This is a genomic window from Caballeronia sp. dw_276, from assembly GCF_018449635.1.
GTDB lineage: Bacteria > Pseudomonadota > Gammaproteobacteria > Burkholderiales > Burkholderiaceae > Caballeronia.
The window spans coordinates 240,005-255,494 of sequence record NZ_JAAVUV010000006.1; the positions used below are offsets into that span (position 1 = coordinate 240,005).

General features: G+C 60.4%; 16 protein-coding genes and 1 pseudogene. 15 read left to right on the top strand and 2 right to left on the bottom strand.

Annotation, left to right across the window (positions count from 1 at the left end; translation table 11 throughout):
* Positions 1-29: 29 nt before the first annotated feature.
* The gene (locus HB633_RS14795; RefSeq protein ID WP_213778823.1) at positions 30-749 is read right to left on the bottom strand and encodes an SAM-dependent methyltransferase; all 720 of its coding nucleotides are present in this window, start codon (positions 747-749) and stop codon (positions 30-32) included.
* Positions 746-1,360, bottom strand: a complete 615-nt coding sequence (locus HB633_RS14800; RefSeq protein ID WP_213778824.1) for a Maf-like protein — start codon at positions 1,358-1,360, stop codon at positions 746-748. The genes HB633_RS14795 and HB633_RS14800 overlap by 4 nt, the downstream gene beginning before the upstream one ends.
* Positions 1,361-1,764: 404 nt before the next feature.
* On the opposite strand from HB633_RS14800, the gene HB633_RS14805 reads away from it, so the two are divergent.
* From HB633_RS14805 to lepA, 15 genes and pseudogenes are all read left to right on the top strand, one after another.
* Positions 1,765-2,418, top strand: a complete 654-nt coding sequence (locus HB633_RS14805; RefSeq protein WP_213778825.1) for a YceD family protein — start codon at positions 1,765-1,767, stop codon at positions 2,416-2,418.
* 117 nt (positions 2,419-2,535) lie between these two features.
* On the top strand, positions 2,536-2,715 hold the full coding sequence (rpmF, locus tag HB633_RS14810) for a 50S ribosomal protein L32 (RefSeq protein WP_056354381.1): 180 nt from the start codon (positions 2,536-2,538) through the stop codon (positions 2,713-2,715).
* 171 nt (positions 2,716-2,886) lie between these two features.
* Positions 2,887-3,888: pseudogene (gene plsX, locus HB633_RS14815) on the top strand (phosphate acyltransferase PlsX); the annotation flags it as partial.
* A 158-nt stretch (positions 3,889-4,046) separates the two neighbouring features.
* Positions 4,047-5,036, top strand: a complete 990-nt coding sequence (locus HB633_RS14820) for a beta-ketoacyl-ACP synthase III (protein WP_213778826.1) — start codon at positions 4,047-4,049, stop codon at positions 5,034-5,036.
* A 68-nt stretch (positions 5,037-5,104) separates the two neighbouring features.
* Positions 5,105-6,037 (top strand): ACP S-malonyltransferase, encoded by a 933-nt coding sequence (gene fabD / locus HB633_RS14825; RefSeq protein ID WP_213778827.1) that lies wholly within the window; start codon positions 5,105-5,107, stop codon positions 6,035-6,037.
* Positions 6,038-6,059: 22 nt separating this feature from the next.
* Entirely contained in the window at positions 6,060-6,806 is a 747-nt protein-coding gene (gene fabG, locus HB633_RS14830) for a 3-oxoacyl-ACP reductase FabG (protein ID WP_213779085.1), read from the top strand.
* 234 nt (positions 6,807-7,040) lie between these two features.
* The gene (gene acpP / locus HB633_RS14835; protein ID WP_004197638.1) at positions 7,041-7,280 is read left to right on the top strand and encodes an acyl carrier protein; all 240 of its coding nucleotides are present in this window, start codon (positions 7,041-7,043) and stop codon (positions 7,278-7,280) included.
* A 156-nt stretch (positions 7,281-7,436) separates the two neighbouring features.
* A complete protein-coding gene (gene fabF / locus HB633_RS14840) occupies positions 7,437-8,675 on the top strand; it encodes a beta-ketoacyl-ACP synthase II (RefSeq protein WP_213778828.1) in 1,239 nt (412 codons plus the stop codon).
* 15 nt (positions 8,676-8,690) lie between these two features.
* Positions 8,691-9,191: a hypothetical protein gene (locus HB633_RS14845; RefSeq protein WP_255580936.1), complete on the top strand. Its 501-nt coding sequence runs from the start codon at positions 8,691-8,693 to the stop codon at positions 9,189-9,191.
* A gap of 95 nt (positions 9,192-9,286) precedes the next feature.
* Positions 9,287-9,886 carry an RNA polymerase sigma factor RpoE gene (gene rpoE / locus HB633_RS14850; protein ID WP_031363443.1) on the top strand — a complete coding sequence of 200 codons (600 nt, stop codon included), beginning with the start codon at positions 9,287-9,289 and terminating at the stop codon, positions 9,884-9,886.
* A gap of 77 nt (positions 9,887-9,963) precedes the next feature.
* A complete protein-coding gene (locus HB633_RS14855; RefSeq protein WP_213778829.1) occupies positions 9,964-10,596 on the top strand; it encodes a sigma-E factor negative regulatory protein in 633 nt (210 codons plus the stop codon).
* Positions 10,597-10,599: 3 nt separating this feature from the next.
* Positions 10,600-11,643 carry a MucB/RseB C-terminal domain-containing protein gene (locus HB633_RS14860; protein ID WP_213778830.1) on the top strand — a complete coding sequence of 348 codons (1,044 nt, stop codon included), beginning with the start codon at positions 10,600-10,602 and terminating at the stop codon, positions 11,641-11,643.
* Positions 11,644-11,662: 19 nt separating this feature from the next.
* A complete protein-coding gene (locus HB633_RS14865; protein ID WP_213778831.1) occupies positions 11,663-13,291 on the top strand; it encodes a DegQ family serine endoprotease in 1,629 nt (542 codons plus the stop codon).
* Between the two features lie 6 nt (positions 13,292-13,297).
* Complete coding sequence (locus HB633_RS14870) at positions 13,298-13,543, top strand: glutaredoxin family protein (RefSeq protein WP_213778832.1); 246 nt, start codon at positions 13,298-13,300, stop codon at positions 13,541-13,543.
* A 136-nt stretch (positions 13,544-13,679) separates the two neighbouring features.
* Complete coding sequence (gene lepA, locus HB633_RS14875; protein WP_213778833.1) at positions 13,680-15,470, top strand: translation elongation factor 4; 1,791 nt, start codon at positions 13,680-13,682, stop codon at positions 15,468-15,470.
* The last annotated feature ends 20 nt before the right edge of the window (positions 15,471-15,490 follow it).

A 15,490-nucleotide genomic window follows, 5' to 3' on the forward strand; every position in this document is an offset into this window, starting at 1 on the left:
TCGCCTTGGAGATTCAGGCGAGCGTTTTTTTAGGCGCCCAGCAGCAGGAAGATCGCCGGCCGTTTGTGCAGTTCCGGCGCGGTTTTCTTCTTCCACTCGGCGACCGTCCGAGTGACGATCGTTTCCTCCGGCATCGTCAGGTCCACCGCGACGCAAACCAGCGTCGACGGCGCGCACGTCGCAAGCAACGTGTCCAGCAGCGCCCGGTTCCGGTATGGCGTTTCAATAAAGATTTGCGTCTGGTTCGCCTTCCTCGACAACACTTCCAGCTCGCGCAGGCGTTTGCCGCGCTCGGCGGCATCGACGGGAAGATAGCCGTTGAACGCAAAACTCTGCCCGTTCATTCCAGATGCCATCAACGCCAGCAAAATCGAGCTCGGGCCGACGAACGGCACGACCTTCACGCCGCGTTCATGCGCACGGCGCACGAGCAGGGCGCCTGGATCGGCGACCGCCGGACAACCGGCTTCGGAAACGAGTCCCGCGTCGGTCCCGGCCAGGATCGGCTTGAGCAGCTTTTCGACTTCACCCGGTGGCGTGTTCACGTTCAATTCGCGGATTTCGATTTCCTGGATCGGGCGCTCGGTGCCGACTTTCTTCAGGAATGCACGCGTCGTTTTTGCGTTTTCGCCGATGTAATACTGCAACACGGCCGCGCGCGCCCGCACGGGTTCGGGCAGGACGTCGGCGAGCGCTGCGCTGTCGCCATCGCCGAGTGTGTTGGGAATCAGATACAGAACGCCGCTCATGCCGCCCCCACCAAAGGAAATCCGGCCGCGCGCAGCATCTTGGATAACGCAATCAGCGGCAAACCGACCAGTGCGGTGGGGTCGTCGGAATGAATGGCATCGACGAGCGTGATGCCCAGTCCCTCGGATTTCGCGCTTCCCGCCACGTCATAAGGCGTCTCGGCGAGCAAATACACTTCGATTTCTTCGTCCGAAAGGTGACGAAACTGCACGCGCGTAACGATATCGGCAGATTGAACGTGGCCCGTGCGGTTATCGAAGAGGCACAGCGCGCTGTGAAATTCGACGCTTTTGCCGCGCATCGACTGAAGCTGGGCACGCGCGTTTTCGTGTGTGCCGGGCTTGCCGATCTGCCGGCCGTCGCATGTCGCGACCTGGTCCGAACCGATCACGAGCGCGCCGGATGCATGGGTGACACGCGTCGCGGCGGCTTGCGCCTTCGCCACAGAAAGCCGCAGGGCCGTGGCTTCCGGCGGTTCTTCATCGAGCGGCGTTTCATCGATATCGGGCGTGATCACGTCGAACGGAATGCGCAGGCGTTCGAGCAATTCCCGGCGGTAACGCGAACTCGACGCAAGGACGAGGCGCGGCTGGTTTGAGACATCGGGCATGAAAAAGTCGGCTATAAACGAGAAGGTGGGGGGCTCAAGCGGCCGTGCCGCAACCCGAAGGATAAGTGTTTGACTCGAAAAGACAAAGCCGCTATAGTTTTGGGCTTTTCATCGGTATGCGAGGCGCTTTTCCGCATTTTCCGATGAAGCGCGACGGCTGGAAGTGTACCGAGGCGTACGGGTGGATTTAGTGCCGGATTTAGTGCGGAATTTAGTGCCAGAAGCACATGGACGTGATTGCGTGAGCCTTCCGCTTCGTCCAGCTTGGCGGGTCGGGATAACTCGGGATAAACCACACCAGCCGGACGGGTTCAGGGCGGTGCATACTGCAGCTTCCATCCCGATCGTACTCTGCGGACTTGCCGGTCCGGCCGTCACGGTAATGATCACCTGCAGGAGCGCACATGACACAAAATCCTGGCAAACCTGCATGTCCCGCGGACTTGCGCTCGCTCGACCTGTTCGACTTTGCGCAAAGCCGCCGGCAGGCAGCAGGCGGCGTACGGGTCTCGCAGTTGCCGCGTTTGCTCAATGAAGTACCGGCGGACGCGCCCGATCGCGACACGGTGTTTTCATGGCAAGCCGAAGGCTCCATGCAGCCTGAATTGCAGGACGACGGCACCGAAGCGCCGCAGCCGTATTTGCGGCTTGCCGTGCACGGGTCGGCATGGATCGAATGTCAGCGGTGTTTGTCGCCGTATTCGCAGCATCTTGATGTCGACGCAACGTATCGCATTGTGTTGACGGAAGAAGAAGCGGACGAATTTCCGCTGGACAACGATGAAGTCGAGGTGATCGTGGGCTCACGCCAGTTCGATCTCATCGACTTGATCGAGGATGAATTGTTGTTGTCCTTGCCGCTCGTGCCCAAGCACGACGTGTGTCCCCAAGTGCATGAGAGCCTGAATACAGGTGTCTACAGCGCCGAGGGCGAGCTGGACGAAGGTGGTCTGAATGGCGAAGCAGACTCGCAGCAGGATGGCGGCTCTGGAAGACCCAATCCGTTCGCCGCGCTCGGCAAGCTCAAGCAGGGCGGTTCCGGCAGCGACACGCATTGAAGAAGTTGGAGTATCCGTTATCTGGCGCGATGCGTCCGGATCGATTCACTGGCCACAGGTCAGGGTCGCCGGTGTGTCGAGCTGTGTTAGAATTCGCAAAATTTTTCTGGAGTCATCATGGCAGTTCAGCAAAACAAGAAATCGCCGTCCAAGCGCGGCATGCATCGTTCGCACGACTTCCTCACGGCGCCGGCGCTGGCTGTCGAGCCGGGTACGGGTGAAGTGCATCTGCGTCACCACGTGAGCCCGAACGGCTACTACCGTGGCAAGAAAGTCATCAAGACGAAGAACGACTAAGCGTTCGGCGCGTAGTGCGTCCGCGACGCTTGGTGCGTCTCGCGTCGCCGTCTTGACTCATGGTCTGATACATGATTTGAGCCACGGTCGCTCGCGTTTGACATCTTCCTGGTGCAACAAGAAGGCGGCATTTCACTGCCGCTTTTTTGTGCCTGAAATTCGTCGCACTCCATGACCGTAAAGATCACCATCGACTGCATGGGAGGCGACCACGGCCCGTCCGTGACCGTTCCCGCCGCTGTCAGCTTCGTGCGTTCGCATCCCGATGCGCATTTGCTTCTTGTAGGCATCGAGTCGGCTATCCGTGCGCAACTCAAGAAGTGCAGGGCCGTCGACGAAACCCGGTTGACAGTCGTCCCCGCCACTGAAGTGGTCGAGATGGACGACCCAGTGGAAGTCGCGCTGCGCCGGAAAAAAGATTCATCGATGCGTGTGGCGCTCAACCTCGTTAAAGAGGGGCAGGCGCAAACCTGCATCTCGGCGGGCAACACCGGTGCGTTGATGGCCGTGTCTCGCTACGTGTTGAAGACGCTGCCGGGCATCGAACGGCCGGCTATTGCGTTTGCCATGCCGAGCCAGAAAGGCTTCACCACCGTGCTCGACCTGGGCGCGAACGTGGATTGCGAGCCGCAGCATTTGTTGCAATTCGCCGAGATGGGCCACGCGCTGGTAGCCGCCATTGGCAACAAGGAGCGGCCCACTATCGGCTTGCTCAACATCGGCGAAGAAGTCATCAAAGGCAACGAAACCATCAAACGCGCCGGCGAACTGCTGCGCGCCAGCACGCTCAACTTCTACGGCAACGTGGAAGGCAACGACATCTATAAAGGCACGACAGACGTAGTCGTCTGCGACGGGTTTGTCGGTAATGTGGCGCTGAAGACATCGGAAGGTCTCGCGCAAATGTTGAGCGACATGATCCGCGAGGAATTCAGCCGGTCGCTCGCGACCAAGCTGATGGCGATCGTCGCACTGCCGGTTCTCAAGCGCTTCAAACGACGCGTCGATCCTGCCCAATACAACGGCGCGGCGCTGCTCGGATTGCGCGGCCTCGTCATCAAGAGTCACGGTTCGGCGCAAGCCTACGGGTTTGAGTGGGCTATCAAACGCGGGTATGATGCGGTCAAAAATGGCGTGCTGGAACGGCTCGTGCGCGCCATGGAAGATAATGCTGCTCCTGTGCAACAAGCGGCGCTGGGCACTTCCGCTGATGCAGTCGGCACCGTGGTTCCGGACCCGGCCGCATCCGCCGCCCCGGTCGACGACGCGGCCGCTTTACCCCCGCTCGTGCAGCCGGGGACATCGGGCGCCGCGCTACCCTCGAAGGCATAATGGCTCAATCGAATCTCTATTCCCGTGTCATCGGAACGGGCAGTTACCTGCCGGCCGATCGCGTCACGAATCAGGATCTGGCCGACCGGCTGGCCAAGCAAGGCGTGGAAACGAGCGATGAATGGATCGTCGCCCGCACGGGTATTCACGCACGTCATTTCGCCGCACCCAATGAGACAACGAGCGATCTCGCACTACACGCGTCGCGCAATGCGATCGAAGCGGCGGGCATCGATCCGGACTCGATCGACTTGATCATCGTGGCGACTTCCACGCCCGACTTCGTTTTCCCCAGCACGGCTTGCCTGCTTCAAAACAAACTCGGCATCAAGAACGGCGGCGCGGCATTCGATATCCAGGCCGTCTGCTCGGGATTCGCCTACGCCGTTGCGACGGCCGACAGCTTTATTCGCGGCGGCATGAATCGCACGGCGCTGGTCGTCGGCGCGGAAACCTTCTCGCGCATCCTCGATTTCAACGACCGCACCACGTGCGTGCTGTTCGGCGACGGCGCGGGCGCGGTCATCCTGCAGGCATCGGATGAACCGGGCGTGCTTTCCAGCGCGCTTCACGCCGATGGCAGCCACTCAAGCATTCTTTGCACGCCGGGCAATGTGAACAAGGGCGTGATCGAAGGCAGCGCGTTCCTGCACATGGACGGTCAGGCCGTCTTCAAGCTCGCCGTGAAGGTGCTGGAGAAAGTGGCCGTCGAGGCGCTTGAAAAGGCACGACTCACGCCTGGCGACATCGACTGGCTCATTCCCCATCAAGCCAATATCCGCATCATGGAAAGCACGGCGAAGAAGCTCCACGTGCCGCTCGAGCGCATGGTCGTGACCGTGGGCGAGCATGGCAATACGTCGGCTGCATCGATTCCGCTTGCGCTCGACGTCGCCGTGCGCGACGGCCGCATCAAGCGCGGCCAGCATGTGCTGATAGAAGGCGTCGGCGGCGGCTTTACCTGGGGCGCGTCGGTCATCCGCTACTAAACGTAGCGTCACGCCAGCGCTGCCGAGCCGCATCAGCCATTCGACCAATTCAATCGAGTAAGGACGTCATGAAATTCGCGTTCGTTTTTCCGGGACAAGGCTCCCAATCGGTTGGCATGCTCAACGCATTCGCCGATCACGCCGTGGTGCGCGAAACCGTGCAACAGGCATCCGATGCACTGAATCAGGATCTCGGCAAGCTGATTGCCGAAGGTCCGGCGGAGGACCTCGGCCTCACGACCAACACGCAACCCGTGATGTTGACGGCGGCTTACGCGATTTATCTTGTGTGGGAGAAGGAAACCGGGTTGAAGCCTGCGCTCGTGGCCGGGCATAGCCTGGGCGAATATACGGCGTTGGTCGCCGCCGGCGCGCTGAGATTCTCCGATGCCGTGCCGCTCGTGCGTTTTCGTGCGCAAGCCATGCAAAGTGCGGTGCCCGTCGGTGAAGGCGGAATGGCCGCGATCCTCGGTCTCGACGATGACGCCGTGCGCGCCGTCTGCGCCGAAGCATCGGCGGCTGGGATCGTGGAAGCGGTCAACTTCAACGCACCGTCGCAAGTGGTGATCGCGGGCGCGAAGGCCGGGGTGGAAAAGGCCTGTGAACTGGCGAAGGCGAAGGGTGCGAAACGCGCGTTGCCGCTGCCTGTTTCGGCGCCGTTCCATTCGTCGCTTTTGAAGCCCGCGTCGGACCAGTTGCGCGAATATCTGGCAAGCGTCGAAATTGGCGTGCCGCAGATTCCGCTGATCAATAACATCGATGTCGCCAGCGTCGCTGAACCGGCCGCCATCAAGGACGCACTCGTGCGCCAGGCCGCGGGTCCGGTTCGCTGGGTGGAAAGCGTGCAGAAAATGGCGCATGAAGGCGTCACGCACGTGATCGAATGCGGTCCGGGCAAGGTGCTGAACGGCTTGACGAAACGTATCGACGGCACGCTGATCGGCGCGTCGATCTTCGATCCCGCTTCGCTCGACGAAGTGCGCAAGCTGCTCGCCGGCTGAACAAGAACTGGAACAGGAACGAATAGACATGATTCTGGACAAGCAGATAGTGGTGGTGACGGGTGCATCGCGCGGGATTGGCCGCTCGATCGCGCTCGAACTCGCGCGTCAGGGCGCGACCGTAATTGGTACGGCGACCAGCGAAAGCGGCGCCGAAGCGATCACCGCCGCGCTGAAGGAGGCTGGTGTGCAAGGCCGTGGCGCCGTGCTGAACGTAACGGATGCGGCCGCGAGCGAGGCGTTCATCGACGGCGTGGTGAAGGAATTCGGCGCTCTGAATGTGCTGGTGAACAACGCCGGGATCACGAAAGATCAACTGGCGATGCGCATGAAAGACGAAGAGTTCGATGCCGTTATCGACACGAACCTAAGGGCGGTCTTCCGCCTGTCGCGCGCGGTCCTGCGCCCGATGATGAAAGCACGTGGCGGACGGATCATCAATATCACGTCGGTGGTGGCGTCTTCCGGCAACCCGGGCCAGGCGAATTACGCGGCGGCGAAGGCCGGCGTGGCGGGCATGACCCGTGCATTGGCGCGCGAAATCGGCAGCCGCGGGATCACGGTGAACTGCATTGCGCCGGGTTTTATCGACACCGACATGACCAAGGTGCTGCCGGAAGCGCAGCGTGCGGCATTGACAGCACAGATACCACTTGGCCGACTGGGCAGCCCCGAAGATATCGCTCATGCTGTGGCTTTCCTGGCTTCGCCGCACGCGGGCTACATTACAGGCACGACGCTCCATGTGAACGGCGGCATGTACATGTGACAGGCATTTCGTTAATATCCGCGCCTTGGCGGGTGCGCAAAATGCTGATTGAAAGCACGCTGCGCAAGACATGAAACGCGCTGTCATTAGCAAGTGTCGTTAAAAGTAAGTGACGTGTATCAGAAGCCCGTCACACGTGAAGCAAACCTGATTCGTGCGTGGGTTATTACGGGTGCAAACCTGATAAAATGCGCGCACTTGTGTTTTTGAACTACATTTCCCTCGGAGGGCTGCATGGACAATATCGAACAGCGCGTGAAGAAGATCGTCGCCGAACAACTGGGCGTCGCCGAAGCCGAAATCAAGAACGAAGCTTCGTTCGTCAACGATCTGGGCGCTGACTCGCTCGACACCGTTGAACTCGTGATGGCTCTCGAAGACGAATTCGGCATGGAAATTCCTGACGAAGAAGCAGAAAAGATCACGACGGTTCAGCAAGCAATCGACTACGCTCGCGCAAACGTCAAGGCCTAAGGCCAACACGCAACTGCTGCTACGATATTCGGGGTTGACGCTCTGTTGCGCTTCGAACCGCGCTTCGAACCGATTTAACAGCCACAGGGCTCACAGGGTACATTCCTGTGGATCTTGTGGCTTTTGCTTTTTGTCATTTATGGATAAGGGGTTACCGTGAGCCGTCGTCGTGTTGTTGTTACAGGCCTTGGGCTGATTTCGCCTGTCGGCAATACCGTTGCCGACGGCTGGGCCAATCTGGTCGCCGGCAAGTCAGGCATTGGCGAGATCACGAAGTTCGACACAACGAACTTCTCCACGCGCTTTGCCGGTGAAGTCAAAGGCTTCAATGTCGAAGACTATATGCCGGCCAAGGAAGCGCGCCACATGGATACCTTTATCCATTACGGCATTGCAGCCGGTGTTCAGGCCATGCAGGACAGCGGGCTTGAAATTACCGACGAAAATTCGGAACGCGTGGGTGTTGTAGTGGGCTCGGGAATCGGCGGCCTGCCGATGATCGAAGCCACGCAGACCGAATTGCTTAACCGCGGTCCGCGCCGGGTTTCGCCGTTCTTCGTGCCGGCATCGATCATCAACATGATCTCCGGGCATCTTTCCATCCGCTTCGGTTTGAAAGGGCCGAATCTGGCGATCGTGACCGCGTGTACCACGGGATTGCATTGCATCGGCGAAGGTTCGCGGCTGATCGAATACGGCGACGCCGACGTCATGATCTGCGGCGGCGCCGAAGCGACCGTGTCGCCGCTGGGTATCGGCGGCTTTGCGGCGGCGCGCGCGCTGTCGCAGCGCAACGACGATCCGGCGACGGCAAGCCGTCCGTGGGACAAGGATCGCGATGGTTTCGTGCTGGGCGAAGGCGCGGGCGTGATGGTGCTCGAAGAGTACGAACACGCGAAAGCGCGTGGTGCGAAGATCTACGCAGAAGTCAGCGGCTACGGCATGAGCGGCGATGCGTACCACATGACTGCTCCGCCGGAAGATGGCGACGGCGCGCGTCGCAGCATGCGCAATGCGCTGAAAAACGCTCAGATCAATCCGGATGAAGTGCATTACCTGAATGCACATGGCACGTCCACGCCGTTGGGCGATCTGGCGGAAACCATCGGCATCAAGAACATGTTCGGCGATCATGCCAAGAAGATCGTCGTGAACTCCACCAAGTCGATGACCGGGCATCTGCTCGGCGGCGCGGGCGGACTGGAGTCGGTGTTCACGGTGCTGGCGCTGCATCATCAGGTGTCGCCGCCGACCATCAACATCTTCAACCAGGACCCGGAGTGCGACCTGGACTACTGTGCGAACGAAGCGCGGGAAATGAAGATCGACGTGGCGCTGAAAAACTCGTTCGGCTTTGGTGGTACGAACGGCACGCTCGTTTTCAAGCGTCACTGAGCGCGGCGCGCTTACGTGTTCGCACGGACGGGACGCGTGACGAGCGCGCATGAGGCGCGGCGGGAAGTTCCAGCGGACGGTTTCGCGGAATTTTCCCGCCGGCAGAAAATCACGACATCTCGATTTTTATCGGTCGCCACGGTGGCCTTCATGGCGGTGGCGGCCGGCGCCGTATTCCAATCGGTTGTGGCGTACACCGGTTTTTTCGATGCTTGCGTCGCCGCGCTTATTGTCACCGTCGGGCTTGGCGGCGTGGCGCTCAGGCGTGAACGTAGACGGCCAGTTGCATTCGAGATCGGTCAGGATGGTTTGACGACGTGGGATCGCGAAGGCCGCGCGCAATATCGGCAAATATCGGGTTGCGCGCAGTGGAGCGATCGTCTGCTTGCACTGATCCTGGTTTCAGCCGAAGGGCGTTCCGAGCCACTGCTGGTTCCCGCCGACGCGCTCACCGGCCCGAACGCGTTCCGCGAACTGGCCGTTCGCGCCCGGCGGTGCGCCCAAGAACACCTGTAACGCTTGTAACCGCCCATCAGCATCCGGCGCGTCCCAGCGGCGTGACGCTACAATAGCCCTCCGCGTAGCACCCCCAAAGTTAACGGATTTCCCAGGTGAGCGAAAAAGAAATCGATCAGGTACTGGTCGAACGCGTGCAGAAGGGCGATAAAGCAGCGTTCGAGCTTCTGGTCGCCAAATATCAGCGCAAGATTATCCGGCTTATCTCGCGGCTCGTTCGCGACCCCGCCGAAGTGGAGGACGTCGCACAAGACGCCTTTATCAAGGCTTACCGCGCGTTGCCGCAATTTCGCGGAGAATCGGCGTTTTACACGTGGCTTTACCGGATTGCAGTGAACACGGCGAAGAATTATCTTGCCACTCAAAGCCGCCGTGCTCCAACTTCTACCGAAGCCGATGCAGAAGAAGCGGAAACTTTCTCCGACGCAGACCAACTAAGGGATATCAACACGCCTGAGTCGATGTTGATGAGCAAGCAGATCGCACAGACGGTCAATGCTGCGATGGCGGTTTTACCGGAAGAATTGCGCACTGCCATCACTCTTCGTGAAATTGAAGGTCTGAGTTATGAAGAGATTGCCGAGATGATGAATTGTCCTATCGGGACCGTCAGATCGAGAATTTTTCGTGCTCGCGAAGCCATTGCGGCAAAATTGCGTCCGTTGCTGGACACTCCCGAAGGCAAACGCTGGTAGCAGCGAGGTTGCGCGGGGCAGGGACGCGGTATCTGGGTCAGGTAGTGTCACTAGGGGCAGTCAAGATGGGGAGCATCATGGGGTCGGTTTCGGTGCAATCGCAAGCTAGTTCGCGCGGCGAGCGTCTTTCCGCTTTTGTCGACGGGGAATCCCTCGACGATTCGGGCGACTTGAGCCAGTTTCTTTCCGGATTCACGCAAAAAGACCGCGCCGCGTGGTCGGACTATCACCTGATCGGCGACGCGCTGCGTTCCGACGATCTCGCGGCGAGTCCGGCGGCCAGCAGCGCGTTCATGAACGCGTTCTCGGCGCGGTTCGAGGCCGAAGCGCACGTATTTGCGCCGGCGGCCATTCCGGCTTTATCGGCTGAACGTGCGCGTTCGGGCATGTTCCGGCGTCGCGTGGTGCCGGCTTTTGCCGTCGCGGCGGCTGCGGCCACGCTCACGTGGATCGTCGTGCCGCAGTTGCAAGGCGTCGACAATCACAGCGGCGTTCAGGTGGCGAGCGTTTCTTCGTCGGATCACGTGCAGCGCGTCGCGATGGCTTCGGTGCCCGCCGCCACGCTGCGTTCGCCGGTTGTCGAAGCGAACATCATCCGTGATGCGAGCCTCGACCAGTATCTGGAAGCGCATCAGCAATTCTCTCAACAGCCCGTCATGCCGGGCTCTACGCCTTTGATCCGCACTGCGGCTTCCAGCCAAGGTCAATAACTGATGCAACTTGTGCGGTTGAAGAAAACGACTCATTGGGGGCGGCTGCCGGTCTTGTTGTTCTGCGCAGCTGCGTTGTTATCCGCGGGATCGGGTGCTTGGGCTCAGGGCGACGATTCGGCCGCCCAGCGCAAGTCCGCTGCGGACCTGCTCAACCGGATTCACGAAGCCGCACAGCAGCAGAACTACGAGGGCACCTTCGTCTACCAGCGCGGGACAACGGTGCAGTCGTCACGGATTACGCACTCGGCAACGCGCAGCGACGGCGAGTACGAGTCGCTGGAAAGTCTCGACGGCAAGCCTCGCAAGATGCTTCGCCACGACGACGACATGTACACGTTCGTGCCCGAACGTCATCTCCTGGTCGTCGAAAAACGCCAGAACAAGGATTCGTTCCCGTCGCTGCTGGCTACCGGCGGCGAGCAGGTCCTGGCCGTCTACGAGCCGAAAATGCTCGGTGCGGACCGCGTCGCGGGTATCGATAGCCAGGTCATCGAGCTCGATCCGAAAGACGCCTGGCGGTTTGCTTACAAGCTCTGGTCGGATATCAAGACCGGTCTCCTGCTGCGCGCCCAGACGCTCGGTCCTGATGGCCAGGTCCTGGAACAGCTTTCATTCTCGCAAGTCAGGATTGGCGGCACGGTCGACCGGTCGGCAATTGCAAACGGGATCAAGAACATAAACGGATGGACGGTCGTGCGTCCGCCAGTCCAACCGGTCGATATGCAGGCGCAAGGCTGGAAAATTACCCCGAACGTCCCCGGCTTCCGCGAGATTCGCGAGTTGCGCCGGCCGATGGCATCGCGTGAAGAAGGGCAGCCGCCCATTCCCGTTGATCAAGCCGTTTTCTCCGACGGCTTGGCGGCAATCTCAATTTTTGTCGAGCCGGTGGAAAAGAATTCACGCAAGGAAGGCGCCGGCAATAGCGGCGCGACACACGTACTGGTCAAGCGTCGCGGGGATTTCTGGATTACCTTGTTAGGTGAAGTGCCCCAAGCCACGTTGCAGCAATTTGCTTCTGCCATAGAATACAAGCCTTCCAAGTAATTCCTCGGCCCACCAAGATATGAGCAACCTCTCGCTGCGCACCTTCCTCACGGCCGCGGCGCTTGCTGCGTGCCTGCCGCTTGCGACTTCCGCGGCAACGGCGGCATCGGGCGCCACGACACCGGCAGTCGCGCCGGCCGCTACGCCGGTTGCATCGACTGGCGCAGTGCCGATCGTGAATCTGCCCGACTTCACCACGCTCGTGGACAGGGTCGGGCCGTCTGTTGTGAATATCCGCACGACCACGCGCGTGAGCAGCAGCAGCGATCTGCGCGGCTTGCCGCCCGGCATGGACAACGGCGACATGTCGGAGTTCTTCCGGCGCTTCTTCGGCATCCCGATGCCCGGCACGCCGGGTTCACCAGGTTCGCCTCGCGGCGGGAACGGCGGAGGAAGTGGCGGCGGCGATCAAGGCGGCGACAGCGGTGGGGGCAGCGGCCGCGGGAATCGCAGCGCACCGCAGGACAGCCCGGATAGCCAGGACAATTCCGAGCAAAGCAGCGGCGTAGGGTCGGGTTTCATCATGTCGGCCGATGGTTACGTGATGACCAATGCCCACGTGGTTGATGACGCCGACACCATCTACGTCACGCTCACCGACAAACGCGAATTCAAGGCCAAGCTGGTTGGCGTCGACGAACGCACGGACGTCGCGGTCGTCAAGATCCAGGCGACGAGCCTGCCCGCCATCACCATGGGCGATTCGAACAAGGTGCGCGTTGGGGAATGGGTGCTCGCGATCGGGTCGCCTTTCGGCCTCGATAACACCGTGACCGCGGGCATTGTCAGCGCCAAGGGGCGTGACACCGGCGATTACCTGCCGTTCATCCAGACCGACGTAGCGGTGAATCCGGGCAACTCCGGCGGACCGCTCATCAACATGGCCGGTGAAGTGATCGGCATCAACTCGCAGATCTACAGCCGTACCGGCGGCTTCATGGGGATTTCGTTCGCGATTCCTATCGATGAAGCCATGCGCGTGGCCGATCAGCTGAAGACCGGCGGCAAGGTGGTGCGCGGCCGTATCGCGGTGGCGATTGGCGAAGTGACGAAGGAAGTGGCCGATTCGCTCGGGCTCCCGAAGGCGCAAGGGGCGCTGGTGAGCAGCGTGGAACCGGGCGGTCCGGCGGACAAGGCCGGCATCCAGCCGGGCGACATCATCCTTAAATACAACGGCCACGATGTCTCGACGGCGACGGATTTGCCGCGCATGGTGGGCGACACGAAGCCGGGCGCGAAAGCGACGATCACCGTTTGGCGCAAGGGTCAGTCGCGCGACTTGCCGATCACCATCGCGGAAATGCAGCCGGACAAGGTCACGAAAGCCGAAGCCAAGAAGCCGGCGCCGCCGAAAGAACGGGCGCCGAGCAACGCGCTCGGGATTGCGGTGAGCGATATTCCGGCCGACCAGAAGAAGTCGCTGAAGATCAGCAACGGCGTGCAGGTGGAAGCTGTCGAAGGCCCGGCATCGCGTGCCGGGTTCCAGAAGGGCGACATCATCCTGCGAATCGGCGACACGGATATCACAAGCGCAAAACAATTCGATGCGGTCGCGCAGAACGTCGATCCGAGCAAGATGGTCGCGGTTCTCGTGCGTCGTGGCGACAACACGCAATTCGTGCCGCTGCGTCCGCGCGCGCAGAAGTAGGCCGTCATGCGCGCGCTCAAGCTTTATGGGCGCGCGTGGTGCCATCTTTGCGAGGATTTGCGTGCCGAACTCGAGCCGATTGCGGCAGAGTTCGGCGTGGCAATCGAATGGATCGATATCGATACCGATCCGGCGCTCGAAGCGCTTTACGACGAACTCGTGCCCGTTTTGGTGTTCGATGGCGTCGAGTTGTGTCACTACCGGCTGGACGAACCACGCGTAAGGCGGGCGCTCGCCGGCGTCGCGCGATAAGGGCATCAAGCGCCGCGCGGTAAACGTAAATTCCCGTCCCCCCTCCTTTTCGGCTAAAATCGAAGGGTTTTTCACCCCATTTTCAAGGCGTGCTCCGCGTTTGTCTGGGCGCGCCTTTTTGCTTGATCGGCACTGAATGAATCATATTCGTAACTTCTCGATCATTGCGCACATCGACCACGGCAAATCGACGCTGGCCGACCGCATCATCCAGCTATGCGGCGGCTTGTCCGACCGTGAGATGGACGCGCAGGTGCTCGATTCCATGGATCTCGAGCGCGAGCGCGGCATCACGATCAAGGCGCAAACTGCGGCCTTGACGTACAAGGCGCGCGACGGTCAGGTCTATAACCTGAATCTCATCGATACCCCCGGACACGTCGACTTCTCTTACGAGGTCAGCCGTTCGCTTTCCGCGTGCGAAGGCGCACTGCTGGTCGTGGACGCAAGTCAGGGCGTGGAAGCGCAGACGGTTGCCAATTGCTACATGGCGATCGAACTCGGCGTGGAAGTCGTGCCGGTGTTGAACAAGATCGACTTGCCGGCCGCCGACCCGGAAAACGCGATTTCGGAAATCGAAGACGTAATCGGTATCGATGCAACCGATGCAACGCATTGCAGCGCCAAAACCGGCCTCGGCGTGGCCGATGTGCTCGAAGCGCTGATCGCCAAGGTTCCGCCGCCGAAGGGCGATCCGGACGCGCCGCTGCAGGCGCTGATTATCGATTCCTGGTTCGACAATTACGTCGGCGTGGTCATGCTCGTGCGCATCAAGAACGGCACGCTGCGCCCGAAAGACAAAATCAAGATGATGGCGTCCGGCGCGGTTTATCCGGTCGAGCATCTCGGCGTGTTCGCGCCGAAATCCACGAATCTGGCGTCGCTGTCGGCGGGTCAGGTGGGGTTCATCATCGCCGGTATCAAGGAATTGCAGGCGGCCAAGGTTGGCGACACCGTTACCACCGTCGCCCGTCCGTCGGAAACTCCGTTGCCCGGCTTCAAGGAAGTGAAGCCGCAGGTTTTCGCGGGTTTGTATCCGGTCGAAGCAAACCAGTACGACGCGCTGCGTGAATCGCTGGAAAAGCTGAAGCTCAACGACTCGTCGCTGCAATACGAGCCGGAAGTTTCGCAAGCGCTGGGTTTCGGTTTCCGATGTGGCTTTCTCGGCCTTCTGCACATGGAGATCGTGCAGGAACGTCTTGAGCGCGAGTTCGACATGGACCTCATCACCACGGCGCCAACCGTGGTGTACGAAGTCGTGAAGCGCGACGGCGAGCTGATCCAGGTCGAGAACCCGGCGAAGATGCCGGAGCCTTCATACATCGAGGAAGTGCGCGAGCCGATCGTGACCGTGAACCTGTACATGCCGCAGGAGTATGTGGGCGCGGTGATCACGCTGTGCACGGGCAAGCGCGGCCAGCAGATCAACATGCAGTATCACGGCCGTCAGGTGCAGCTCACGTACGAAATCCCCATGGCGGAAATCGTGCTCGATTTCTTCGATCGGCTGAAGTCCACGTCGCGCGGTTATGCGTCGATGGATTACGAGTTCAAGGAATATCGTGCGTCGGACGTGGTGAAGGTCGACATGCTGATCAACGGCGACAAGGTCGACGCGTTGTCGGTCATCACGCACCGGTCGCAGAGCCAGCACCGGGGACGCGAAGTGGCGTCGAAGATGCGCGAGCTGATTCCGCGGCAGATGTATGACGTGGCGATCCAGGCGACCATCGGCGCAAATATTATCGCGCGGGAAAACATTAAAGCATTGCGTAAGAACGTTCTGGCAAAGTGCTACGGCGGCGATATCTCCCGAAAGAAAAAGCTTTTGGAAAAGCAGAAGGCCGGCAAGAAGCGCATGAAGCAAGTCGGTTCGGTCGAGATTCCGCAAGAAGCTTTCCTCGCGATTCTTCGCGTCGAAGATTAATAAAACAACCGGAAACGATT

Bases quoted from the DNA above. Each gene is read 5' to 3' on its own strand.
- rpmF (WP_056354381.1), top strand. From the start codon at position 2,536: ATGGCAGTTCAGCAAAACAAGAAATCGCCGTCCAAGCGCGGCATGCAT.
- HB633_RS14805 (WP_213778825.1), top strand. From the start codon at position 1,765: ATGACACAAAATCCTGGCAAACCTGCATGTCCCGCGGACTTGCGCTCG.
- HB633_RS14860 (WP_213778830.1), top strand. From the start codon at position 10,600: ATGCAACTTGTGCGGTTGAAGAAAACGACTCATTGGGGGCGGCTGCCG.
- HB633_RS14795 (WP_213778823.1), bottom strand. From the start codon at position 749: ATGAGCGGCGTTCTGTATCTGATTCCCAACACACTCGGCGATGGCGAC.
- acpP (WP_004197638.1), top strand. From the start codon at position 7,041: ATGGACAATATCGAACAGCGCGTGAAGAAGATCGTCGCCGAACAACTG.
- lepA (WP_213778833.1), top strand. From the start codon at position 13,680: ATGAATCATATTCGTAACTTCTCGATCATTGCGCACATCGACCACGGC.
- HB633_RS14855 (WP_213778829.1), top strand. From the start codon at position 9,964: ATGGGGTCGGTTTCGGTGCAATCGCAAGCTAGTTCGCGCGGCGAGCGT.
- fabD (WP_213778827.1), top strand. From the start codon at position 5,105: ATGAAATTCGCGTTCGTTTTTCCGGGACAAGGCTCCCAATCGGTTGGC.
- HB633_RS14820 (WP_213778826.1), top strand. From the start codon at position 4,047: ATGGCTCAATCGAATCTCTATTCCCGTGTCATCGGAACGGGCAGTTAC.
- HB633_RS14870 (WP_213778832.1), top strand. From the start codon at position 13,298: ATGCGCGCGCTCAAGCTTTATGGGCGCGCGTGGTGCCATCTTTGCGAG.
- HB633_RS14865 (WP_213778831.1), top strand. From the start codon at position 11,663: ATGAGCAACCTCTCGCTGCGCACCTTCCTCACGGCCGCGGCGCTTGCT.
- HB633_RS14800 (WP_213778824.1), bottom strand. From the start codon at position 1,360: ATGCCCGATGTCTCAAACCAGCCGCGCCTCGTCCTTGCGTCGAGTTCG.